This is a genomic window from uncultured Porphyromonas sp. (assembly GCF_938046015.1).
Taxonomy (GTDB): Bacteria; Bacteroidota; Bacteroidia; order Bacteroidales; family Porphyromonadaceae; genus Porphyromonas.
The window spans coordinates 109,610-133,573 of sequence record NZ_CALIXW010000046.1 but is presented as its reverse complement, the minus strand read 5'-3'; the positions used below and the strand labels follow the sequence as shown (position 1 = coordinate 133,573).

At 62.6% G+C, this 23,964-nt stretch carries 18 protein-coding genes; 9 read left to right on the top strand and 9 right to left on the bottom strand.

The genetic code is table 11. The features are described from left to right. Positions 1-273: 273 nt before the first annotated feature. The 9 genes from mnmG to Q0248_RS07020 all read right to left on the bottom strand — a co-directional run bounded on the left by mnmG (position 274) and on the right by Q0248_RS07020 (position 12,228). On the bottom strand, positions 274-2,151 hold the full coding sequence (gene mnmG / locus Q0248_RS07060) for a tRNA uridine-5-carboxymethylaminomethyl(34) synthesis enzyme MnmG (protein ID WP_299321041.1): 1,878 nt from the start codon (positions 2,149-2,151) through the stop codon (positions 274-276). Then, entirely contained in the window at positions 2,148-3,251 is a 1,104-nt protein-coding gene (gene ychF / locus Q0248_RS07055; RefSeq protein WP_299321035.1) for a redox-regulated ATPase YchF, read from the bottom strand. The genes mnmG and ychF overlap by 4 nt, the downstream gene beginning before the upstream one ends. Before the next feature lie 629 nt (positions 3,252-3,880). Beyond that, positions 3,881-5,386 (bottom strand): Do family serine endopeptidase, encoded by a 1,506-nt coding sequence (locus Q0248_RS07050; protein ID WP_299321034.1) that lies wholly within the window; start codon positions 5,384-5,386, stop codon positions 3,881-3,883. Between the two features lie 122 nt (positions 5,387-5,508). Then, positions 5,509-6,204 (bottom strand): YetF domain-containing protein, encoded by a 696-nt coding sequence (locus Q0248_RS07045; protein ID WP_299321032.1) that lies wholly within the window; start codon positions 6,202-6,204, stop codon positions 5,509-5,511. 118 nt (positions 6,205-6,322) lie between these two features. After that, on the bottom strand, positions 6,323-6,613 hold the full coding sequence (locus tag Q0248_RS07040; RefSeq protein WP_299321031.1) for a DciA family protein: 291 nt from the start codon (positions 6,611-6,613) through the stop codon (positions 6,323-6,325). Beyond that, positions 6,600-7,718 (bottom strand): DNA replication/repair protein RecF, encoded by a 1,119-nt coding sequence (locus Q0248_RS07035; protein ID WP_299321029.1) that lies wholly within the window; start codon positions 7,716-7,718, stop codon positions 6,600-6,602. Before Q0248_RS07035 ends, Q0248_RS07040 begins: the two co-directional genes overlap by 14 nt. A 106-nt stretch (positions 7,719-7,824) precedes the next feature. Continuing rightward, the gene (locus Q0248_RS07030) at positions 7,825-8,670 is read right to left on the bottom strand and encodes a glycosyltransferase (RefSeq protein ID WP_299321028.1); all 846 of its coding nucleotides are present in this window, start codon (positions 8,668-8,670) and stop codon (positions 7,825-7,827) included. Positions 8,671-8,902: 232 nt separating this feature from the next. Continuing rightward, complete coding sequence (rlmN, locus tag Q0248_RS07025) at positions 8,903-9,955, bottom strand: 23S rRNA (adenine(2503)-C(2))-methyltransferase RlmN (protein ID WP_299321040.1); 1,053 nt, start codon at positions 9,953-9,955, stop codon at positions 8,903-8,905. A gap of 110 nt (positions 9,956-10,065) precedes the next feature. After that, positions 10,066-12,228, bottom strand: coding sequence for a peptidylprolyl isomerase (locus tag Q0248_RS07020; RefSeq protein ID WP_299321026.1), 2,163 nt, complete (start codon positions 12,226-12,228; stop codon positions 10,066-10,068). A 517-nt stretch (positions 12,229-12,745) separates the two neighbouring features. Here Q0248_RS07020 and Q0248_RS07015 point away from each other — a divergent pair. The 9 genes from Q0248_RS07015 to Q0248_RS06975 all read left to right on the top strand — a co-directional run bounded on the left by Q0248_RS07015 (position 12,746) and on the right by Q0248_RS06975 (position 23,643). Continuing rightward, positions 12,746-14,170, top strand: coding sequence for a TolC family protein (locus Q0248_RS07015; RefSeq protein WP_299321025.1), 1,425 nt, complete (start codon positions 12,746-12,748; stop codon positions 14,168-14,170). A gap of 26 nt (positions 14,171-14,196) precedes the next feature. Then, positions 14,197-15,228, top strand: coding sequence for an efflux RND transporter periplasmic adaptor subunit (locus Q0248_RS07010; RefSeq protein WP_299321023.1), 1,032 nt, complete (start codon positions 14,197-14,199; stop codon positions 15,226-15,228). Positions 15,229-15,233: 5 nt separating this feature from the next. Then, positions 15,234-18,320, top strand: a complete 3,087-nt coding sequence (locus Q0248_RS07005) for an efflux RND transporter permease subunit (protein ID WP_299321022.1) — start codon at positions 15,234-15,236, stop codon at positions 18,318-18,320. Between the two features lie 16 nt (positions 18,321-18,336). After that, on the top strand, positions 18,337-18,630 hold the full coding sequence (locus Q0248_RS07000; RefSeq protein ID WP_299321020.1) for a PG0541 family transporter-associated protein: 294 nt from the start codon (positions 18,337-18,339) through the stop codon (positions 18,628-18,630). A 405-nt stretch (positions 18,631-19,035) separates the two neighbouring features. Next, positions 19,036-19,509: a DUF3276 family protein gene (locus Q0248_RS06995; protein WP_299321019.1), complete on the top strand. Its 474-nt coding sequence runs from the start codon at positions 19,036-19,038 to the stop codon at positions 19,507-19,509. After that, on the top strand, positions 19,499-19,906 hold the full coding sequence (locus tag Q0248_RS06990; RefSeq protein ID WP_299321017.1) for a hypothetical protein: 408 nt from the start codon (positions 19,499-19,501) through the stop codon (positions 19,904-19,906). Before Q0248_RS06995 ends, Q0248_RS06990 begins: the two co-directional genes overlap by 11 nt. Beyond that, positions 19,903-21,216 (top strand): tRNA (N(6)-L-threonylcarbamoyladenosine(37)-C(2))-methylthiotransferase MtaB, encoded by a 1,314-nt coding sequence (mtaB, locus tag Q0248_RS06985; RefSeq protein WP_299321016.1) that lies wholly within the window; start codon positions 19,903-19,905, stop codon positions 21,214-21,216. The genes Q0248_RS06990 and mtaB overlap by 4 nt, the downstream gene beginning before the upstream one ends. 89 nt (positions 21,217-21,305) lie before the next feature. Then, a complete protein-coding gene (locus Q0248_RS06980) occupies positions 21,306-22,337 on the top strand; it encodes a glycosyltransferase family 2 protein (protein WP_299321014.1) in 1,032 nt (343 codons plus the stop codon). Positions 22,338-22,362: 25 nt separating this feature from the next. Beyond that, positions 22,363-23,643 carry a replication-associated recombination protein A gene (locus Q0248_RS06975; protein WP_299321013.1) on the top strand — a complete coding sequence of 427 codons (1,281 nt, stop codon included), beginning with the start codon at positions 22,363-22,365 and terminating at the stop codon, positions 23,641-23,643. Positions 23,644-23,964: the final 321 nt, after the last annotated feature.

The window sequence follows — 23,964 nt, the reverse complement described above, 5'->3', positions numbered from 1 at the left end:
GCCCCCCGAAGCCATCGTGCTTCGGGGGGCGCTCCTTTTCTATTCTATACTCCGCTCTGAGGGCTTCTAAGCGCAGCCTGCGGAGCTAAGCCCTGACGGCCTCGGGGAGTCGCTCCTCTTCGCTATGGGGAGATCTAGCACCGCTGTGGAAGGGCTTGGGCTAGGTGGGGAAGGGACGGGGGCACTGCTGGAGAGAACGGGCTGGGCCTGGTGGGCTGGGCCTAAAAGCCGCAGCGCACGCCGCCCCCAGAAGCGGGGAGGCAAGGCACCTAGCTAGCGGCCAGCGAGCACCAGCAGCACGCTCACATCATGGGGCGAAATGCCGGGGATACGCGAGGCCTGCCCTATCGTCGTCGGGCGGATGCGCTCGAGCTTCTGCCGTGCCTCCGTGCTCAGCGCCTGGATGCTGCTGTAGTCGAGCGTCTCGGGGATGAAGACGTGCTCCAGGCGCTCCAGCTTCTCAGCCTGCTGGCGCTCCCGCTCAATGTAGCCGCTGTACTTGATGAGGATCTCGGCGCACTCGATGAGCTCCTCCCGACGCGAGGGGATGCGCACCAGCTGGCGCTCCAGCGCAGGCACCCACTGGGCCAGCTGCAGGATGCTGAGCTGCGGGCGCAGCACCAGATCCACGAGCTTGCAGCCCTGACGGAGCGGAGCCAGCCCCGCAGCCTCGAGCTGAGGATTGATCTTATCGGGGCGGATGGAATAGCCCTCGATGAAGGCAATGAGCGCATCCCGCTCGCGGATCTTCTCCTCCAGCAGGGCGATACGCTCGGGCGTAGCCAGCCCCAGGGCGGCAGCACGTGGCGTCAGGCGCATATCCGCATCGTCCTGACGCAGCAGGATGCGGTATTCGGCACGCGAGGTGAACATGCGGTAGGGCTCATCCACACCCTTGGTCACGAGGTCATCAATCAGGACGCCGATATAGGCCTCACTGCGGCTGAGGGTGAAGGGCGCCAGCTCGTGGACCTGCTGGTGCGCATTGATCCCCGCGATGAGCCCTTGCCCTGCGGCCTCCTCGTAGCCCGTCGTGCCATTGACCTGACCTGCGAGATAGAGGTGGCTGACGACCTTGCTCTCCAGCGTGTGGTGCAGCTGCGTCGGGTCGAAGAAGTCATACTCGATGGCATAGCCTGGGCGGTAGAGCCGCACGTCGCGCAGCTCGGGGATCTGCCGCAGCGCCTCGAGCTGCACCTCGAGCGGCAGCGAACTAGAGAAGCCGTTGATATAGTACTCGTTCGTGTCCTCTCCCTCGGGCTCGAGGAAGAGCTGGTGTCTGTCCTTGTCGGCGAAGGTGACGATCTTCGTCTCTATGCTCGGGCAGTAGCGTGGGCCTATGCTCTGGATCTGCCCATTGTAGAGCGGCGAGCGGTCGAGGGCCTCACGCAGCACACGGTGGCAGGCCTCGTTGGTAAAGAGCCCATAGCAAGGGCGCTGCTTGAGCGAGGAGCGGGCGGGCGTATCCATGAAGGAGAACTTATGATGATCCTGCTCCCCCTCCTGGATGGTGAGCTCCTCGAGGTGTAGGCTGCGGGCATCGATGCGTGGGGGCGTCCCCGTCTTCATACGATCGCTGCGTATCCCCGCCGCGCGGAGCTGCTCGGTGATGCCGTAGCTGGCGGGCTCAGAGATACGGCCGCCTGCTATCTGCAGTTCGCCGAAGTGCATGAGCCCCGAGAGGAAGGTCCCTGCCGTGAGGATGACCGCCTCGCTCTCGAAGTGTACCCCGAGGCCCGTGAAGACCCCATGTACCCTACCTGCTCTGAGGTCAAGGCTCGTGACCGTATCCTGCCAGATATCCAGCAGCGGCTCACTATCGAGCTCCTGCCGCCAGGCCTCCATGAAGCGCATACGGTCGCTCTGAGCGCGCGGGCTCCACATGGCGGGGCCCTTACTGCGATTGAGCGTGCGGAACTGTATGGCTGTGCGGTCCGTCACCAGCCCCATGCGCCCGCCGAGGGCGTCGATCTCGCGCACGATCTGCCCCTTGGCGATGCCGCCGACAGCGGGGTTGCAGCTCATCTGCCCGATCTTGTTCATGTCGGGCGTGATGAGGAGCGTGTGCGACCCTAGGCGCGCAGCGGCAGCCGCGGCCTCACAGCCCGCATGCCCCGCACCGATGACGATGATGTCGTAGCGCTGCATCAGACGTTGAAGCGGAAGTGCATGATGTCGCCATCCTGCACGACGTAGTCCTTGCCCTCGACGGCCATCTTACCCGCCTCCTTGACGGCGGCCTCGCTGCCGTAGTGGACGAAGTCCTCGTACTTGATGACCTCGGCGCGGATGAAGCCCTTCTCGAAGTCGGTATGGATAGCCGCTGCGGCACGTGGTGCCTTGCTGCCCTTGGTATAGGTCCAGGCACGCACCTCCTGCACCCCAGCGGTGAAGTAGGTCTCGAGGTCAAGCAGCTTGTAGGCCGCCTTGATCAGACGCGCTACGCCCGACTCCTCCAGACCGATCTCGCCGAGGAAGAGCTGACGCTCCTCGTAGGTCTCCAGCTCGGCGATCTCGCTCTCGATCTTGGCCGCGACGACGAGTAGCCCTGCGCCCTCGGCCGCCACGGCCTCGCGCACACGCTCTACATACTCATTGCCCGAGACGGCGGAGACCTCATCGACATTGCAGACGTAGAGGACGGGCTTGCTGGTCAGGAGGTAGAGCTCGCGGGCGACCTTCTGCTCGTCCTTCGTCTCGAAGCTCACGGTACGGGCGTTGAGGCCCTGCTCCAGCGCTTCCTTGTAGCGCGAGAGCACCTCATAGGCGAGCTTGGCGGCCTTGTCACCGCCCGTCTGCGCCTGCTTGTAGACCTTCTGTAGGCGTGCTTCGACGGTCTCGAGGTCCTTCAGCTGCAGCTCGGTATCGATGATGGACTTATCTCGCAGGGGATCGACACTGCCGTCCACGTGAGTGATGTTGTCGTCGTCGAAGCAGCGCAGCACGTGTAGGATGGCATCGGTCTCACGGATGTTGGCCAGGAACTTATTCCCCAGGCCCTCGCCCTTACTGGCGCCCTTGACGAGGCCAGCGATATCGACGATCTCGACCGTGGTGGGGACGATACGCTGCGGCTGGACGATCTCGGCCAGCTTGTTGAGGCGCTCGTCGGGGACGGTGATGACGCCCACGTTGGGCTCGATGGTGCAGAAGGGGAAGTTGGCGGACTGTGCCTTGGCGTTGGACAGGCAGTTGAAGAGGGTAGACTTACCGACGTTGGGCAAGCCGACGATACCACATTGTAGGGCCATATTGCTTTGTTCTTGTTATACGCTATCTACGCTTAGCCTTTCGGCCAAGCTCTATTATACAAAGATACGCAAAAGCCCGCTAGCCCCCTCTGTCCCAGCACGCGGCAGTATCGCCAGCGGCGTGTGGCGAGGCGGAGGGATAAGGCGGGCGGAGCTGAGGGATAAGGGGGAGCGGGAAAAGTAATATAAGAATGCGCGGAAAGTTATATAAGAATTGACGAGAAGTTATATAACATTTTCCCGAAAGTGATGTAAGAATTGAGCGAAAGTAATATAAGAAATCCGAGGCAGGGCTAAGGGTCACTCCGCTGAGAGCTAAGGGAGGCGCCGCTGAGCGGTAAGGCAGGCAAGAGCGAAGCGTAAGGCGGGGGATGGCAATGGGTAAGGAATGCGCAGCTAGGCCTAGGGGGGAAGGGGACGGGAGGAGGCAGGGAGCGGACGGACGGAAAAAGCAGCGCCCCGCGGCAAGATCGTAGAGAGCTTGCTGCGGGGCGCTATGGGAGGTGCTTCCTAGAGGAGGTAGATGAGCTTCCTTGTTAGAGGTGGAGGTGCTTAGCTAGAGAGCTGCGGGCACTGACTACCGCGGGAAGCGAGGGAACTGATGAGGGGCTTGGCACCCTCAACTGTGGCTATTCGACGACGTAGCTGACGATGTCGCCCGACTCGGGATAGAAGCCGCGCAGGACGACGCCACGCGTGCGGCGAGCCTGAGCCGAGGAGCCAAAGGCGCGGTTGAGGTCGGCGATGCTACGTAGCGGGCTATCGTTGGCCGTGAGCAGGACGAAGCCCTCACGGACGCCAGCACGCTTGAGCGAGCCTGCCGAGAGGCTCTCGACGACGAGGCCGTAGGAGAGGCCGTAGTTGCGCAGCTGAGCCGTCTCGAGCTGGCGGATCTTCGCCCCAAGGCGCGCATCGACGCTCGTGCTATTCTGCTTGAGGATGCTGGCGCCGCCCTCCTTGTTACGCAGCTTGACGGCGAAGGTCTTCTCCACGCCCTTGCGGTTGACGGTGACCTTGATCGTATCCCCTGGACGGAAGCGAGAGACCTGCTCCTGCAGCTGTCCGAAGCTGGAGATCTTGTGCCCCTCGATGGCAACGATGACGTCGCCCTTCTCTATCCCTGCGGCCAGCGCTCCGCTGATCTCAGCGAAGTCCGCGACGTAGAAGCCGGAGTTGACCTTGAGGCCTTCCTTCTTGATGAGCTCCTCGGTGATCTCGGAGCCTGCGACCCCAAGGACGCCGCGCTGCACGGTGCCGTAGCTCTTGATGTCGGAGACGACCTTGGCAGCGATGTTGATGGGCACGGCGAAGGAGTAGCCAGCATAGTTGCCCGTCTGGGAGTAGATCATCGTGTTGATCCCGACGAGTTCGCCTGCGGCATTGACGAGGGCGCCGCCGCTATTACCACTATTGACGGCCGCATCGGTCTGGATGAAGGCGCTGACCTCGAGCTGGTCGCCCGCAGCGGCCGTGGAGCGGCTCTTGGCACTGACGATACCCGCGGTGACGGTGCTGGTGAGGTTGAAGGGATTCCCCACGGCGAGCACCCATTCGCCAAGGCGGAGCTTGTCCGAGTCACCGAAGGGGATGGTGGGTAGATCCTTACCCTCGATCTTGATCAGGGCGATGTCGCTGCCTGGATCACGGCCGATGAGCTTGGCCTTGAAGGTACGGTTATCGTTGAGCGTGACGGTGATCTCCTCGCTGCCAGCGACCACGTGGTTATTGGTCATGATGTAGCCATCCTGGCTGATGATGACGCCCGAGCCGAAGGCTATGCGGGCTTGGCGCGCCTGACTGCGGGGATCTCCGCCGAAGAAGAATTCGAAGGGATCGAGCATCTGACGCTGCTCCTGCTGCTGGGCCTGCTGTACCTTGATATGCACGACGGCCTTGACCGAGGACTCAGCCGCGGGGACGAGGTCGGGGGCAGAGCCCACGGTGCGGGGGGTGAGGGCGGCATTCTGGAAGCCGTAGTTCGGGGCATCGCTACCCGTATAGGTAGTGCCATCTGCCAGGACGGACGAGGAGGGCTGCGCTTGACGCGCTAGGACATGTACTGTGGTGGCCGAGGCGACGACGCTGAGTGCCGCGAGCCCCAGGACTAGGACACTATTCTTAAGGATCTTCTTCATACCTGCTGATACTGGATGTTAGGTATAAGACATATTGATTACTAAGCTAGCGGGCTCGAGGAGCGCCGCATGTCTAAGGAACGGCTTAGGGCCGGGCTGTCGTATATTGCCCCAGCCTCGCCCTAGTTCAGCACCTCGTCGGGGATGTCCTCTGCGGCGATCTCTTCGTCCCCGCGCTTGACGTCCCCGCTCTTGGCCACGAGGTAGAAGCCATGGTGTGGCGTCCACTCCATACAGAAGAGTTCGGAGGGCGTCTGGAAGCCGTTGCGCTGGATATTGCGCAGCGCCCATTCCCTGCTCTTGCCCAGCGCCGTAAGGGTGGAGTCGACGATCGCCCCATTATTCACGATGAGGAAAGACTCACGGCCACGGCCGATCTCCGAGACCGTGATCGACCCGTTGGTCTCGAAGCGTACATCCTCTAGGTCAAAGAGGGAGAAGATGCCCTTCTCGCGTAGGAGGACACGGAACTGCTCCATCTCGAGGCTGTGGCGCTTGAAGGCCTTAAAGTTCAGCAGGCCGCCCTTGACCAGGTACACACTCTCGCCCTTGATGAGGCGACGCAGGAAGGCCGAGCGCATACAGAAGCGGATGAACATATTGAAGACCGTCCACACCGCGAGGGCGAAGAGGATGTGCAGCGCCTTCATATCGGGATTGTAGAGCACACCCCCGACGAGAGCACCGATGACGAAGGCACTGACAGTATCCAGCGGAGTGATCTGTGCCATCTGCGCCTTGCCCGTGATGCGGAGGAAGGCGAGGATGCCGATCATGCCGACGACGAGCTTGAGTGCGATATCTACATACTGTTGCATAGTGTAGAGAGAATTGAGGGTTAAGGGAATACTTAGGGAAGGAAAGCTTCGCCGAAGCAAAGGCGAAGCACTGCGCTAAGGCTTAGCGCTAGGGGTCGGCCGCCTGAGGGCGCTCCCCTTAGAAGACTTGGATGATGCGTACCAGCTCGGCACGCACGGCACGGTTGAGCTGCTCCCGCAGCGGATTAAGTCGCATATTGAGTTCCTGCCTCGCGGCAGCCGAAGTCATCCTGAGGCGCAGCACGCCGTCGTCAATGCTTGCCTCCTGGAGGTAGCGCCCCAGTACCCCCAGCAGCGTGGGGAGCTGATCGAGGAGCTGGCGCTCCAGCATGTGCTCATAGAGCTCAGGGTCCTCATCCCAGAGCTGCGCCAGTGCTGCCTGTAGGCTGAGGGTCTCACTCCGTCGCATCGCCTGCGGTCTGTGTGATGATGCCCTCCTCGACCTCGAAGAGCCGATAGTCCTCCCCCCAGCTCTTGATGATCTCGTCGAGGTACTTGCGATTCGTGTCGGTGATGAAGATCTGACCGAAGTCGCTGCCTCCCACAAGCCCGATGATACGCTCCACACGGGCGGCATCCAGCTTGTCGAAGATGTCGTCCAGCAGCAGTAGCGGCCGCTCGGGATTGGATCGAGAGAGGAGGGTGTACTGGGCGAACTTCAGGGCGATGAGGTAGGTCTTACGCTGCCCTTCCGAGCCTACCTTGCGGATGAGCTCGCCCTCGAGCTCCATCAGGAGGTCATCGCGGTGTAGCCCGACCGAGCTGTGGCCAAGGGCTTGGTCGATCTGCCGTGCCGCCCGCAGTGCCTCCAGGAGCTGCCCGCCCGAGCTGTGGAGTGTCGTCTGATAGCTCAGGCGCACCTCCTCCTGCTCGCCGCTGATGGCGCTGTAGTACTGCTGGAAGAGGGGTACGAAGTCCTCCACGAAGCGCTGACGGCGCTCGTAGATGATGGGGGCAACTTGGTCGAGCTGTAGGTCGAGCACCTCCAGGACGGAGGGTGAGGCCGTGCGCGCCTTCAGCAGGCTATTGCGCTGCTCCAGCACGCGATGGTACTGCGTGAGGGCTGCCATGTAGACGCTGTCCTGCTGAGCGAGCTGTCGGTCAAGGAAGCGACGACGCTCTTCACTTCCCCCGAGGATCAGCTGATAGTCCTGCGGGGAGATGATGACTAGGGGGAAGGCACCGATATGCTCACTGAGGCGACCGTACTCCTTGCGGTTGCGCTTGAGGATCTTGCGCTGCCCGGGACGGATCTGCAGGAGTAGCTGTCGCTCGTCGCCGTGGTCACTCTCGTAGCTCCCCTCCAGCACAGCAGACTCCGCCCCACGCCGTACCGCGAGACTGTCCGTGATGGGTAGGTGGCTCTTCGTGAAGGCCAGGTAGTGCAGGGCATCCAGCAGGTTGGTCTTCCCCATGCCGTTGAGCCCGATGAGGCAGTTAACCTTGGGGGAGAAGGTGCAGCTGGCTGCTGCTATGCTCTTAAAGTTGACGAGGTGAAGCCGTCGGAGGATCATCGCTAAAGGAGGGCAGCCTTCGGCAGGCTGAGCGCAAAAGGAGAGGAGGGATAAGGTATAGCCTACGAACTAAATCACCTTAGCTCGTAGGCGCGAAGATCGTATGCTAGCGGAAGCATGAGACGATCTTGTCGCGGAGGACAAGGATGGCCAGACGCATGAAGAGATAGGCCTTGGCACACTTAGCATAGATGGGGCGATCGGGCGTAGCGACAATAGGAGTGTAGGCTCTATTGTAGTTCGCCTTGAGGGCTACCTTATGTCCATAGACGCCGAAGGTATCGTATATGGAATAGCGTAGACCTATGTCCTGCGGTCTATCCAGCAGGCGGTAGTCCTGCCCCTCGACGAAGCCAGAGCGCATCGCCTCTATGGTCTTGGTGTACATGACAGGCCCAGTAGTACGCAGCACTCCCCATAGGCCAGCGCCGTTCCGGAAGGGATTGTACTCGTCGATATTGCGAAGCATCTGCAGAATAACAGCCCTAAGGAAAGGATGGCCCGCCACAGAGATGATAGCCCACTGGATGTACTCGCCACGAGGCAGAGAGGAGACTTCTGAGAAAATCCCTATACCCTCGTACTGACCTCCCGGCAGGTTGTCCCAATGCGTCAGTATAAAGCGATCTTCTGCCAGCAGCACTTCGCGAAGCGGTCTATCCAAGGAGGACTTAATATCTAGATATACCCCTCCGAATTGGTAGACGAGAAGGTAGCGGAAGAAGTCGGCACGCGCGGCTCCATAGACAGGTGAGATACGCTGATAGTAGCCCCAGATCGCCTCTCCATAGTACTCAAGGATGAACTCCTTGATGTCTGCGTCGTCAAAGAGACGATAGCTGTACTCTGGATTGCTCTGCTGGAGGTACTCTATGTTCTGCTCGATCTCGGGAGGCAGGCCTACCTTCGTCCGGTACGTCTGGAAGATATTACGGCTTATCTCCTTCCCCAATGCCTTCTGGGGTACTAACTCTTGATAATTGACACTCATTAGTCCACACTTCAATTCAGCACCAGCAAGGTACTAGTGGCTTATCAGCCAGCTGCCACAAAGATAATGAAAAGGGCAAGCAAAGCCTAACAAGTACGCTCAGGCTGTAGGATATAGCCTCGCACAGTGTGCCCATCCTCAGCCAACGTCGGGCGAGACTGTGCCGCAGCTGACACGGAGGGAGGGCAGAGGGCTAGGAGGCAGAGGCGGAGGCCTCGGCCATCTGCTCCTTCGTGGAGAGCATGCCGCAGGCGGCGGAGATATCCTCGCCGCGCGAGGTGCGGATCGTCGTGGTGTAGCCACGAGCCTCCAGCCAGCGCTTGAACTGCTCCATGCCAGCAGCGGCTAGCGGGCGCAGCGGCACGTTGGGGATCTGGTGGAAGGGGATGAGGTTGATGCGACAAGGGATGCCGCGCAGGAGGCGCGCTAGCTCCTCGGCGTGGGCGCGGCTATCATTGACGCCCTCGAAGACAATATACTCGAAGGACACGCGACGCTGCCCCGTGAAGTCCGCCTGGCGGATCATCTCCAGCGTCTGCTCCAGCGGCAGCCCCCCTTCAGCAGGCATCAGCTCGAGGCGCCCCTCGTGGAAGGGGTTGTGCAGCGATACCGCCAGGTGGCAGCTCGTCTCACTGAGGAAGCGCTCCAGGCCGCGGCGCACCCCGACGGTAGAGAGGGTGATGCGCTTGGGCGACCAAGCCAGCCCCCAGCTGGAGGTCATCACGGCGATGCTCTCCAGCACGTTCGTAGCATTGTCCAGCGGCTCGCCCATACCCATATATACTATGTTGGTGAGCTCGGCCGACTCCTCGACGGAGAGCACCTGGTTGATGATCTCGCCCGCGGAGAGGTTGCCCTTGAAGCCCTGCTTGCCCGTCATGCAGAAGAGGCAGTCCATCTTACAGCCCACCTGCGAGGAGATGCAGAGGGTAGCGCGGTCGCCGTCGGGGATGAAGACGGCCTCGACAAGTCCGCCCGAGCGGACACGGAAGAGGTACTTGCGCGTGCCGTCCTTGGAGAGCTCGCTGGTGACGGGGGCACTGCGCCCCACCTCGTAGTGCTCGCTGAGGCGCTCACGGTTGGCCTTGGAGATGTTACTCATCTCCTCGATGCTCGTGACGCGCTTGTCATAGAGCCAGCCTGCGAGCTGCTTACCGGTGAAGCGGGGCATACCGAGCTCCTCGGCCAGCTGCGTCAGCTGCTCGAGACTCAGTCCTAGGAGTATTTTCTTGCCTGTGGTGGGCATCATAAGGGGAAGTTCAGGGAGGATCAATGATGAAGGCTGCCCGGGGCGATAGGACGCCGCGGGCAGCCTTTATAGTAACTAGCTAGGCGCCTATAGGTTCGCTCCCAGATCTAGTAGAAGCGGGCGCGATTATCCTTGATCTTGAGGCGCTGGATGAAGTCCGCGAAGGCCTGATAGCTGTACTGACGAGCCTGGCCGAGCTCCTGCTGCTTGAGAGCGGCGGCCGAAGCTGCCTTGTCTACGGGCGTGGCGCTGATGGGCTGCAGGACGAAGACTTCGCTGTTGGAGCCTGCAAAGGGCTTGGAGAGCTTGCCCAGGGCAGTGGTCATCGCATAGCCGTTGAAGGCTGCGGGCTCGCTGCCGCGTACGATATAGTTGACGTCCACGAGGGTGTCGACCTTGCTCTGCATCGCCTCGGCGTAGGCCTCCAGCGTGCTGAGCTTCTTGGCCTCGAGCTGCTTGACGAGCTGCTGGGCCTTCTTCTCGCTCATCAGCTTAGCTACGATCTGCTCCTTGACGACGGAGAGGGGAGCGAAGCCTGCAGGCGTGTGCTTGCCGACGGCGGGGATCACGAGGTAGTCCGTACCGCAGGTGTAGAGCTTGGGGCTCACCTCACCATCCTTGGCACCGAGGGCCCAGGTGACGATGGGGCGCGAGCTGGGGATCTGGCCGAGCATGGGCGAACCCGTCTCGACGGCTACCCCACGAGTGACGCTGAAGCCTTCCTTCTGTGCGCGCTGGGCCATGGCGTCGAAGCCACCGCCTGCACCGAGGATCTTGTTCATCGCCGCGTACTTGGCATTGTAGGTCTCGGGAGAGAAGGTAGCCTCCAGGGAGACGTAGGCCAGCTGGTACTTCTCGACCGCGGGCTGAGCGTTCTCAGCGCGCAGCAGGATGGTCATAGGAGCCTGACCGAGGCGGACGACCGTACCGACGGGCACCTTGTAGAGAGTATCCAGAGCAAGACCCGACTGAGCGCCGAGCTGGCTGAGGGTGAATTCGGAGAAGGTGCTATCGACCAGGCCCATGCGGTTGGGCATCGTGATGAGCCCGCCCTGAGCTGCCGACTGCTGGTCGAGGCTGTACTTGCGCGCTAGGTCGGCGAAGCTAGCGCCCGAGCCGAGCTGAGCCACGAGGCTATCGGCACGCCCCTTGACGCTGTCGCTCAGGACGATCATACGCAGGCCGAGGGCCGAGGGGGCGGCCTTCTTGCCTACGAGCTTGACGATGTCATAGCGGTCGTTGACGAGCTGAGGATCGCTGACCTCACCTACGGCAGCACTCTTGACGAAGGCTACCTGATCGGCACCGAGGCCGAGCTGGTCGAGCTCCTCACCAGTGAGGTAGCTCTTATCGAAGAACTTATTGGACGAGGCGTAGGCACGCAGGGCAGACTCGACGGCGGGGACGGTGCTGGCGGCGCGCAGCTCAGCTACGGCCTTAGCCTTCTCCTCGGCAGCTGCCTGGTAGTCGGCCTGCGAGGGCACGACCTGCACGCTGATGTAGCTGACCTCAGCCATGGGGCTCTGCATACGGAAGAAGTCCTTGTGCCCGTCGTAGTACTTCTGTACCTCCTCATCGCTGGGCTTGGCAGCGGCGTCGGTGATCATGCTCGCCGCGCTACGTACCAGTGCTACGCTGCGAGAGGCGCCCCCGAGGGCGAGCTCGCGGTCGAGGTCGTTGATCTTGAAGCTACGCGAGAGCAGCGTACCGATCTTCTCCTGCAGACGCTGTACGCGCACCTGCTGCTGCAGGGCGATGAACTGCTGCTGCAGGCTCTTGAGCTGGTCACGCTGGTCTGCGGGAGCAGCGGCTATCTGCTTGTCGGAGAGCTGGCGGATGAACTCGTTGATCTGCTTCTCATCGGCCGAGCCGAAGAACTGGACAGCCAGCGGCGAGGGTGAGATCCCCTTACCGGTGAGCAGTGCATAGAGCTCGTCGTCGGTGACCTGTACGCCAGCCTTGTCGGCGATCTTGGTCAGCGCGTACTCCGATATATACTGCTGCGCGAGCTGATTATTGAGCATCATACGCTGCTCGTCGCCCATCTTCTGTCCCTGACGCTCAGCCTGCTGCTGTAGCTGCTCGAGGCGGGCGCTGTACTCCTCAATGGAGATGTCCTTGCCGTCGATGGAGAGGGCTACGCGCTCGCTCTTGTCCCAAAAGGTGCGTCCACTGGTGAAGAGGTCTCCGATCACGAAGCCAGCGAGTGCTACCCCGATCACGACCACGAGCAGCACGGAGTGACTCCGGATCTTGTCTAATACTGCCATTATCTGTTCTTACCGTATTATTGAGTGTTGTTTATTGCTACAATACTTTGGGTCACAAAGATACAAAAGTATTCCGATCTAGGCGCTAGCGCCGCTGGGGGCGGCGCCTTAGGCTAGGCCCTTCAGTCCCCGAGCCTCCCGAGCCTTATCCCCCAGCCTCCCTCACTGATATCCATCGGCGCGCCGACTGCTATCCTTCAGCCGCGTGACGGACGTCCCTCAGGGAGCTGACGGATATCCTTCAGCGAGCCCAGGGCCAAGGCCGAGCGCCGCGAGCCCTTGAAGCCAGGCTTATGAGGCCTGCCGCTCAGCCCGCCCCAAGCAAAGAGAAGCCATCCGCAGAGCAAGGAGCTAGCACACTCATTCCCAAGGAATAATAGCACAAAAACCTAGTACGAACCCGTTCCAAGCGAAGGACGGAGGAGCCCTAAGCACGAGGAAGATAGTACGGACGTGAACTTTTTATACTTCTCCTTGTTAAGAGTAGGTGCACGTGTACACTAGCGTCAAGACAGCAATGCAACAAACAAACATAGCCCGTACCCTGGGCTACGCCCTCCTCGGGCTTCTCACCCTCAGCGGCTCTAAGGCGGCAGGACAGCAGTCTCAGCCGAGCCGCCCACCGCTCACCCTACGCGGGGCGGTAGACAGCGCCCTTAGGCTCAACCCCGCCCTCGCCGCCAGCGAGCTCGGCGTCAAGGGTGCCGAGCTCGACCAGCGCAAGAATCGAGGCAAGCTCCTGCCCGAGATCAACCTCTCGGGCTCCTATAGCCTCATGCTCAAGAAGCAGAAGGTCTACTTCGGCGGCGGCGATAGCGGCGGCGCCATGCCTGGCGGCGCTCCCTCTCCCTTCGGCAATCTCTTCGGGGGCGACGGCATCGAGATGGGTGAGCGCCACAGCCTGCAGGGCGGCATCAACGCAGGGATGCCCCTCATCGCCCCCCAGCTCTGGGCCTCCCTCCAGCTCGACCAGCGAGCCGTAGAGCTGGCCGAGGAGAAGGCCCGCGGCTCCCGCGTGGCCCTCATCAGCGAGGTGCGTAAGGCCTACCTCGGGGTACTGCTGGCACGCGAGTCCGCACGCACCCTACAGAGCAGCTACGACAACACGCAGCAGAACTACCAGCAGATCACCCAGAAGTACGAGCACGGGCTCGTGGCCGAGTACGACAAGATCCGCATGGAGACGCAGCTCAAGAATCTCCTGCCTCAGCTCCTATCGGCGCGCAACACCGAGCGCCTGGCGGAGGCCAAGCTCAAGGTCGTCATGGGGCTCCCCCTCAGTGATAGCATCAGCCTCGGTGAGGCGCTGCCCGCCTACGAGGAGCAGATCTTCGGCCTGCTGCCCGAGTCGGGAGAGCACGCTGCCACCACCCTCAGCCTCGAGCGTAACAGCGACCTCCGAAGCCTCGGCCTACAGCAGCGCCAGCTCGAGGCCGCGTTCAAGGTGAAGAAGGCCGCCTTCCTCCCCACCCTCTCCCTAAGCTTCACCTACCAGTACAACTACGCTGCCGACCAGCTACGCCTGGACAATAGCAAGCGCTGGAGTCCCTTCTCCACCCTCGGCCTCAGCCTCAACGTACCGCTGTACAATGGGGGAGCGCGCTACAATGACCTACGTGCCAGCCGCGTGCAGATCCAGCAGCTACAGCTGCAGCGCCTAGCCACCCAGCGGCAGCTCGAGCTGGGGCTGGAGAACGCACGCACCGAGCAGCGCAATGCCCTAGCGACCTTCGTCGCCGCACGTGATGCCGTCGCCAGTGCCAGCCGCGGCCATGAGATCGCCCGCGTACGCTACAGCAGCGGGGCCAGCACCCTGCTGGAGCTCAATGACGCCGAGCTAGCCCTCCTGCAGGCGCGCCTTGCCCTCAGCCAAGCCATCCACCAGTATATGATCTCGGTCTTCAGCCTCGATGAGCTGCAGGGCCTCGACCAGCTCCCCTAGTCCGCACCCTAATATAGACTCAGAATATGAAGCCACAGACTTCGCTCCTGCTGCTCCTCTCAGCAGCCTCCCTCAGCCTTAGCACCGCCTGCAGCAGCTCGAGCTCCTCGAAGCAAGAGACGGCTCAGAGCACCGATAGCACCCAGGTCGTCACGGTCGACGCAGCACGCCTTACCGAGCTCGACAGCCGCCAGCAGTACACGGCGCAGCTCGAGGCCAAGACGCTCAATAACATCACCGCGCAGGCTGGCGGACGTGTCAAACAGATCCTCGTCGCCGTAGGAGACCGCGTCGCCGCTGGGCAGGTCGTCGCCCGCATGGAAGCCACGCAGGCCTCCGCCGCACAGATCCAGCTGGCGGATGCTAAGACCAACTTCGCCCGCATGGACGAGCTCTACAAGGTCGGCGGTATCTCCAAGGCCCAGTGGGAGCAGGCCAAGAGCGCCCTCGAGCAGGCTAAGCTGAGCTACGGCAACGCCTCGGAGAACACCCTGCTGCGTAGCCCCATCTCGGGCTTCGTCACCGCTAAGAACTACGACAACGGCGACGTCACCTCGCCCGCACAGCCCATCCTCGTCATCCAGCAGGTAAGCCCGCTCAAGGTCGTCGTCAACGTCTCCGAGCAGTACTACACCCGCCTCAAGCCCGGCCTCGAGGCCAGTCTGAGCGTCGAGGCCCTCGGCACGCAGTCCTTCAGCGGCCGCATCACCAAGGTTTACCCCACCGTCGACGCCACGACGCACACCGTCGGCGTCGAGATCGAGGTACCCAATAAGGATCAGCGCCTACGCCCTGGGATGTACGCTCGCCTAAGTCTGGACTTCGGCACGCGCCAGGCCCTGACCATCTCGGACAAGGCCATCGTACGCCAGGCAGGTAGTGGCATCCGCTACGTCTACGTCCTCAAGGAGGGCAAGGCCGTCTACCGCGAGGTCGAGCTGGGCGAGCTGCAGGACGGCCGCTACGAGGTGCTCCGAGGCATCGAGCCCGGCGAGCAGCTGATTATCTCCGCCCCCTCGCGCCTGAAGAACGGCACCGCTGTCAAGCTAGCTAAGTAGCCCCTATGAGTATCTACGAAACCTCGGTCAAGAAGCCGATCACCACGGCGCTCATCTACGTAGCCATCGCTATCCTCGGGCTCTTCGCCCTGACGCGACTGGCCATCGAGCTGATGCCCAACACGGACACCACGACCGTGATGATCATCACCGCCTACCCGGGCGCCAGCGCAGAGGACATCGAGTCCAACGTCACGAAGGTGCTCGAGAACAGTCTCAACGGGATCGACAAGCTCAAGCACATCAGCTCCAAGAGCCAGGAGAACTCGTCCATCATCACCATGCAGTTCCGCGCCGGGACGCCCATCGCAGAGGCCACCAACGACATCCGCGATAAGCTCGACGCCACCTCCGAGCTGCTTCCCACGGGGGCCAAGAAGCCGACGATCTTCAAGTTCGACAACGCCAGCATCCCCGTGGCTATGCTCTCCGTGCAGTCCAAGGAGAGTGCCCCAGCGCTGGCCAAGATCCTCGAGGACAAGGTCACCAACCCGCTGCAGCGCATCGACGGCGTAGGCTCGGTAAGCGTCCTCGGCGCCACCAAGCGCGTCATCCAGGTCTACTGCGACCCCTCCAAGCTCGAGGCCTACCACCTGACGACCCAGCAGATCGCACAGATCATCGGGGCCGAGAACACCAATATCCCCGCAGGGCAGATCGACCTCGGATCCCGTACGAATAGCCTCCGAGTGCAGGGTGAGTTTACCGATCCCGCACAGCTCTCGAGCATCATCGTCGCTAGTGTCGGCGGTAAGGACGTACGCCTCTCCGATGTAGCCACCGTCAAGGATACCGTCGCCGAGCGCCAGCAGGAGAACTATATCAATGGTATGACCGGGGCGATGGTCATGATCAGCAAGCAGGCGGGCTCCAACTCGGTGAAGATCTCCGAGCAGGTACGTCGCATGCTGCCCCAGATCCAGCAGTCGCTGCCCTCAGACGTCAAGCTCGACTACCTGATCGACACCTCGTCCTTCATCGTCAATACGATCAACTCGCTCCAGGAGACGATCTACATCACCTTCGTCATCGTGATGCTGGTGGTCTTCATCTTCCTCGGACGCTGGCGAGCCACCTTCATCATCGTGCTGACGATCCCTATATCGCTCGTCGCCTCCTTCATCTACCTGCTCGTCTCAGGCAATTCGCTCAACGTTATCTCACTCTCCTCGCTCTCCATCGCCATAGGTATGGTCGTGGATGATGCCATCGTGGTGCTGGAGAATGTGACGACCCACATCGAGCGCGGCAGCGCCCCTCGGCAGGCTGCCATCCATGGGACGAACGAGGTAGGGATCTCGGTCATCGCCTCGACGCTGACGATGCTCGCCGTCTTTCTCCCGCTGACGATGACGCCAGGGGATGCTGGGGTGATGTTCCGCCAGCTGGGCTGGAGCATCAGTATCGTGATGATCGTCTCGACGGCAGCGGCGCTGAGCCTGACGCCCATGCTCTCCTCGCAGCTGCTGCGCAAGGGCGTGAGCCGCGGTAAGGTACTGACGCGCTTCTTCGCCCCCATCGAATCCTTCCTTGGGAAGCTCGACCTCCTCTACGCTCGCCTGCTGGGCTGGACGGTACGCCACCGCCGCTCGACGATCCTCTCCGCCCTAGGGATCTTCGCCCTGAGCCTCCTCGGGCTGCAGTTCATCAAGAGCTCCTTCATGCCGAAGCAGGACGTGGGCTTCATCGACGCCTCGGTGGAGCTACCCGTCGGCACGCGTGTGGAGGAGACACGCCAGTTCGCCCTCGACCTCGAGGCACGTATGCGCCAGACCTTTCCCGCCATACAGACGATCTCCATGTCTGTAGGGCAGGCCGACGCCAGCAATACCTACGCCTCGACGCAGGAGAACGGCTCCAACGTCGCCTCCATGTTCATCGGCCTGCGCCCACAGAAGGAGCGCAGCATGACGCAGGATGAGGTCGCTGCGGGGCTCCGAGAGCTCTTCGCCAAGACGCCCGAGGTAACCTCCTACAAGGTCTCCAGCGGCGACGGCAACCCCAACTCCAGCTCGGGCCTCGTCATCGAGCTCTACGGGCAGGACTTCCAGCGCTCGGACAGCTACGCCCGCCTCCTCAGCGAGCAGCTCAAGGACAAGGCTAGCGTCTCGGGCATCACCATCAGCCGCAAGGACTATACGCCTGAGCTGCGCTTCGTCTTCGACCGCACCAAGCTCGCCGAGCAGGGGCTCAATCTCGCCACTGCCTCCAGCTATCTGCGCAGCGCGGTCAATGGGACGGTCAGCTCCTACTTCCGTGAGGAGGGCAGCGAGTACGATATCCGCGTGAGCCTCGCCCCCGAGGCACGCCAGAGCGTACAGGACCTGATGAACATCCTCGTCTATACGCCGCAGGGCAAGGCCGTACGCCTCTCCGAGCTCGGCCGCCTCGACGAGTCCTTCACCCCACCGACCATCGAGCGCAAGGACCGCTCGCGCTACGTCTCGCTGACGGTCAATGCCGCCCCAGGCTCACAGCTCAGTGAGGTCGTAGCCGACGCCCAGCAGCTCCTCGCCGCCCACCCCCTGCCCGAGGGCATGAGCTACAAGCTCACGGGGGCCTACGAGAGCCAGCAGGAGACCTTCGGCGACCTCGGAGTGCTGATGGCCCTGATCGTGCTGCTGGTCTTCATCGTCATGGCGGCACAGTTCGAGAGCCTCGTCGACCCCTTCGTCATCATGTTCTCTATACCCTTCGCCTTTACGGGGGTCTTCATCGGCCTCCTAGTGACGCAAGTGCCTATGGATACGATGACCTTCATCGGTATGATCATGCTCATCGGCATCGTGGTGAAGAACGGGATCGTGCTCATCGACTACATACGCCTGTGCCGCGAGCGCGGTATGATCATCTCGCGAGCGGTCGTCACCTCGGGTAAGTCCCGCCTCCGCCCCGTGCTCATGACCACGATGACCACCGTCCTGGGGATGCTCCCCATGGCGCTCGGCATCGGTGAGGGCTCGGAGATGTGGCAGGCCATGGGGATCACCGTCGCCTGGGGGCTCTCCATCTCGACCCTCGTCACCCTCGTACTCATCCCCACGCTCTACGCGGCCCTCGAGGCACGCCGTCTGAAGCGCCGACGCATCTAGCCCCTAGCCTACTGATATGAAAAGTGTATTCATCTCCTACAATCAGGCCTACCACGAGGAGATCATAGAGCTCCTCGGCAAGCTCAGCCTACGCGGCTATACCTACTGGGAGGTCACCCAGGGACGCGGCAGCGCCACGGGCGACCCCCACCTCGGCTCGCACGCCTGGCCTACGCTCAATTCGTCCCTCTTGGTCATCGTGCCCGCTGACAAGGTGCCCACCCTCTTGGAGCGCCTCAAGGCCATGGACGAGGAGACGCCCGCTCAGGGCCTCCGCGCCTTCGTCTGGGCGGTCGAAGCCTCCATCTAGGCGAGCCTCCTCCCCCTCGGCTCACAAGAGCCCTCACGAGCGGTCTGCATCCTCTGTAGGCCGCTCGTGCCCTATATATAGAGGTATAGGAGCCGAAGGGTATCCCCGCTGAGCCGACGCGCCACGGCTCCCACCGAGCGCCTCTGAGGAATATCAGTCCAGGAGCTGACTGATGCCCATCAGCGCGCTCACTGCCGTCCCTCAGGGAGCTGAGGGATATCCCTCAGCAGCCCCACCCCTATCCCTGCAGGCAGCCGAGCGCCCTCCATCCCCCTCGTCCTAGGCTAAGGATAGGTGCGTGAGGCCACTAGGCGCTTTGCCTTCGGCCCCGTGGGGCGCTAGCCGTTTGATAGTCAGAGGGAGATTGCGTACCTTCGTAAGGAACGAATACGATAGATCACGATAATGAGTCAAGAGAAGGATTGGGGCAAGGCAACACTTGTCTCCTCGCAGCGCATCAAGGCCGGCACACGCTACTACTACATAGACGCTAAGCTCGACAGCAAGGGCAATAAGTACATCGTACTCTCCGAGACCAAGCTCAAGGAGGGCGAGGCCAAGCCCGAGCGGCACCGTATCTTCGTCTACGAGGAGGACTTTGCCAAGCTCACCCGCGCCCTTGCCGAGACCATCCTCAGCCTCTCTGGAGAGCAGGCCCTCGCCGAGGCTATCCCCGCGCTGAGTGCCGTGAGCCAGGAGCTCCCCCAGCCTCAGGACGAGGAGACGAGCACAGCCGCAGCCCCTCGAGGGACGGAGGTTCACAGAGACCGCAGCGTGCTGGAGCTGATGTCCTCCCTACGTGCGGACGAGACGGAGGACGAGGACGACGAAGATCTGAGCCTCGAGACGATCAATATCGAATGGACCGATGAAGCCTAGCCACCGACACGCCTACCGGACGGCCGCCCTCTTGTGGATCATCGCAGGGGCCAATGTGGTGCGCCTCGGCATCCTGAGCTGGCAGCGCTATGAGGGCAGCCTCCTGCTGCCCCTGCTGTGGCTCGCGGCGAGCTTCGCCTTCTTCGGCCTCTTCATCTTCCCCCGCGTCTCACGGCGCAATCTAGACTATGTCGCTGCGCTCGAGGCCCCCTATCTGTGGCAGTGCTTCAGTCCCCGCTCCTGGCTCATCATGGGCTTCATGATCGCCCTAGGCATAAGCATACGCAGCCTGGGGCTGGCCCCCGATAGCTTTATCGCGGGCTTCTACTGCGGTCTGGGCAGCGCCCTGCTGCTGGCCGCACTTCCCTACCTACGCAAGGGCTGGCAACGAGGATGACCGACCGCACACAGTTCGAGGACAAGAAGGCAGCCTACTATACCCTAGGCTGCAAGCTGAACTTCGCCGAGACCTCCACCATCGGGCGGCAGCTCCTGGCCGAGGGCATACGTAGCGTACGGCCTGGGGAGCGTGCCGACATCTGCGTCATCAACACCTGCTCCGTCACCGAGCAGGCCGACCGCCGCTGCCGCTACATGATCCGCAAGGCTCGGCGCGAGCACCCCGACTCCTTCGTCATCGTCACGGGATGCTATGCTCAGCTGAGCCCCGAGGAGGTGGCTCAGATGGACGGCGTGGGGCTCGTGGTGGGCGCAGAGCAGAAGCTCGACATCGCCCCCTACCTCGAGGCTATCAGCCGCCCCTCGGCCGAGGCACGCCTGGTGCACGGCCGCACGCGAGACATACACAGCTTCCACCTCAGCTCCTCCAGCGACGAGCGTACCCGCCACTTCCTCAAGGTGCAGGACGGCTGCGACTATCACTGCAGCTACTGCACCATCCCCAAGGCGCGCGGCCGTAGCCGCAATGGCTCCATCGCCTCGCTCGTCGAGGAGTCCGAGCGTATCGTCGCCTCGGGCGGACGCGAGATCGTGCTGACGGGCGTCAATATCGGGGACTTCGGCCGCAGCACGGGCGAGCGCTTCATCGACCTGGTGCGCGCCCTCGACCAGCTCGAGGGCCTCGACCGCCTACGTATAGGCAGCATCGAGCCCAACCTCCTCACCGATGAGCTCATCGACTACTGCGCCACCAGCCAGCGCGTAGCGCCCCACTTCCACATCCCCTTGCAGAGCGGCAGCGACGAGGTGCTGCGACTGATGCGCCGCCGCTACGACAGCGCCCTCTTCCGCCAGCGTGTGGAGCATATACGCCGTGTGCTGCCCGAGGCCTTCATCGGCATCGACGTCATCGTCGGCACGCGCGGTGAGCGGCCCGAGTACTTCGAGGACTGCTATCACTTCCTCGAGGGACTGGACTTCTCCCAGCTGCATGTCTTCTCCTACTCCGAGCGCTCAGGCACCAGCGCCCTACAGATCCAGTACACGGTGAGCCCTCAGGAGAAGCACAAGCGCAGCCAGCGCCTGATGCGTCTCTCCGAGGCCAAGCTACGCCGCTACTATGAGCGCCACCTCGGCCGCCCGCAGCGCGTCATCTGGGAGCAGGGCTGCTACGAGGGCCTCATGCTAGGTCACAGCGAGTATTATCTACGTATGGCGCAGCCCTACGACGCAGCTGCTGTAGGCACGCTCTCGTGCATCACCCCCCAGCAGCTGCTGGAGGGCGAGCAGGGGCTCTACCTACGCTAGCGCAGCGCACTCGAGGCCACAGCACGGGAGGAGGAGGGAGACAGCGAAGACAGACACTACATACTACCCCTATACGATATACCACAGCTATGTCATCTGCTACTACCCCTAAGGTCGGCGTACTGGTGCTGAACTGGAACGGCCGACAGCTGCTGGAGGACTTCGCCCCCTCCTGGGTCACGCACACACCAGACTATGCCGAGCTCGTCATCATCGACAACGGCTCGACCGATGAGTCCCTCAGCTTCCTCCAGAGCGCCTATCCCGAGGTCAAGGTCCTTGCCTTCGAGGAGAACTACGGCTTCGCAGAGGGCTACAACCGTGCCATCGCCGCCCTCGACCACCCCTACGTCGTGCTGCTCAATAGCGACGCTGCCCTCAGCGCGGGCTGGCTGGACGAAGCGCTCCAGCTGCTGGAGACGGAGCCCGAGCTGGGCGCCGTACAGCCCAAGATCCGTGCCCTGCGGTCGCCCGAGGCCTTCGAGTACGCAGGCGCAGCAGGCGGCTACATCGACGCCCTCGGCTATCCCTTCTGCCGCGGCAGGCTCCTGGACACGGTGGAGGTAGACGAAGGGCAGTACGACGAGCCGGCCGAACTGCTCTGGGCCTCGGGCGCCTGCCTCATCGTGCGCCGCAGTGTGTACCTCGAGCTCGGGGGGCTGGACACGCGCTTCTTCGCCCATCAGGAGGAGATCGACCTGTGCTGGCGCATGGTGAGCCGCGGCTGGCGTATCCGCCTTGCCCCTAGTGGCGTCGTCTATCACCTCGGCGGCGGGAGCCTCTCGGCAGAGAGCCCGAGGAAGGTCTTCCTCAACTTCCGCAACAACCTCCTCATGCTCTACAAGAACCTCCCCACGCCGCGCCTCTACCTCGTGCTCCTGCTGCGCCTCATCCTCGACGCCGTGGCAGCGCTCGTCTACCTCCTGCAGGGACGAGGACGCCACGCAGTGGCCGTGCTGCGCGCCTGGCGGGGCTTCCTCATCCTACGCCCGCACTACGAGCTGCCGCGAGGCAATAATATGCGCGCTCGGCGCACCGACCTCCCGCTGCCGCTGAAGCCCTACAGCCTCCTCCTCCACTATTATCTCCTCGGGCATAGGCGCTACAGCCAGCTGCCCTAGCCCTTAGCCCAACCTCCTCTCACCTATGACTCTACTCAAGCCACTGGCCGAGCGCATGCGCCCGACGAGCCTAGAGGGCTACTTCGGTCAGCGCCACCTCGTGGGCCCCGAGGGCGTCCTCAGACGCATGATCGAGCAGCAGCGCCTGCCCTCGCTCATCTTCTGGGGGCCGCCAGGCGTGGGCAAGACGACGCTGGCGGAGATCATCGCCCGCAGCCTCGACACCAGCTTCCACAGCCTCAGCGCCGTGCACTCAGGCGTCAAGGAGGTACGCGAGGTGCTGGAGCGCATCGGAGGGGAGCAGGCGGGACTCTTCGGCCGCAGCATCCGTCCCATCCTCTTCATCGATGAGATCCACCGCTTCAGCAAGAGCCAGCAGGACTCGCTGCTGGGCGCCGTCGAGCAGGGACTGGTGACGCTCATCGGCGCCACGACGGAGAATCCCAGCTTCGAGGTCATCCGCCCCCTGCTCTCGCGCTGCCAGGTCTACACCCTCGAGCCGCTGGGTGCCAAGGAGCTCCTGGGGCTCCTGGAGCATGCCCTCACGACGGACGAGCAGCTACGTACGCGGCACATCGAGCTTAGGGAGACGGCCGCCCTGCTGCACCTCTCGGGCGGCGATGCCCGCCGCGCGCTCAACATCCTCGAGCTCGTCACCCTCTCCTCCACGGCCGATCCGCTGGTGGTGACGGACGCCCTCGTCTCCAGCCTCGTGCAGACCAATCCGCTGGCCTTCGACAAGGGCGGCGAGCTGCACTACGACATCGCCTCGGCCCTGATCAAGAGCATACGCGGCAGCGACCCCGACGCCGCCATCTACTGGCTGGCACGCCTCATCGAGGGGGGCGAAGACCCGAGCTTCATCGCCCGCCGCCTGATGATCTCCGCAGCCGAAGACATCGGCCTAGCGAACCCCAATGCGCTGCTGCTGGCCGAGGCCTGCACCGCCAGCCTCGAGCGCATCGGCTGGCCCGAGGGACGTATCCCGCTGGCCGAGACCGTCATTTACCTAGCCTGCAGCGAGAAGAGCAACTCCGCCTACCTCGCCATAGACCGCGCCCTCGCCCTGGTGCGCCAGACGGGCAATCAGCCCGTACCGCTGCACCTGCGCAACGCCTCGACCTCGCTGATGAAGGACCTCGGCTACGGCAGCGACTACCGCTATCCGCACAATGCCCCGGGGCACTTCCTCGAGCAGCAGTACCTGCCCGAGGCGCTCCGAGGCCAGCAGCTCTGGGAGCCCCAGCCCCACAGTGCCGCCGAGCAGCAGCTGGACGAGCGGCAGCGTAAGCGCTGGCGTCGCTAGCCGCACGCTCCCTTACGCTTCGGCTCCTCGCCCCTTAGCTGGGCACTCCGTCCTCAAGGCCCCGTCTACTCCCCCGAGTAGGCGGGGCGCTGCCTTTCTAGGGGGCTCAGGCAAGTCCCACCCGTTCCCACGAGTACCCTAAGGAAGCAAGTGAGGCAAGGCTAGGAGGCAGGCAGGGCGGGAGGCAAAGCAGGGACGTGCAGCGCTCCCAGCTAAGGGGGAGCGAGCGGAAGGATAAGGGGGAGCGGGAAAAGTAATATAAGAATGCGGCAAATATTATATTACTTTCAGCCAGATATTATATAATATTCCTCCGAATAT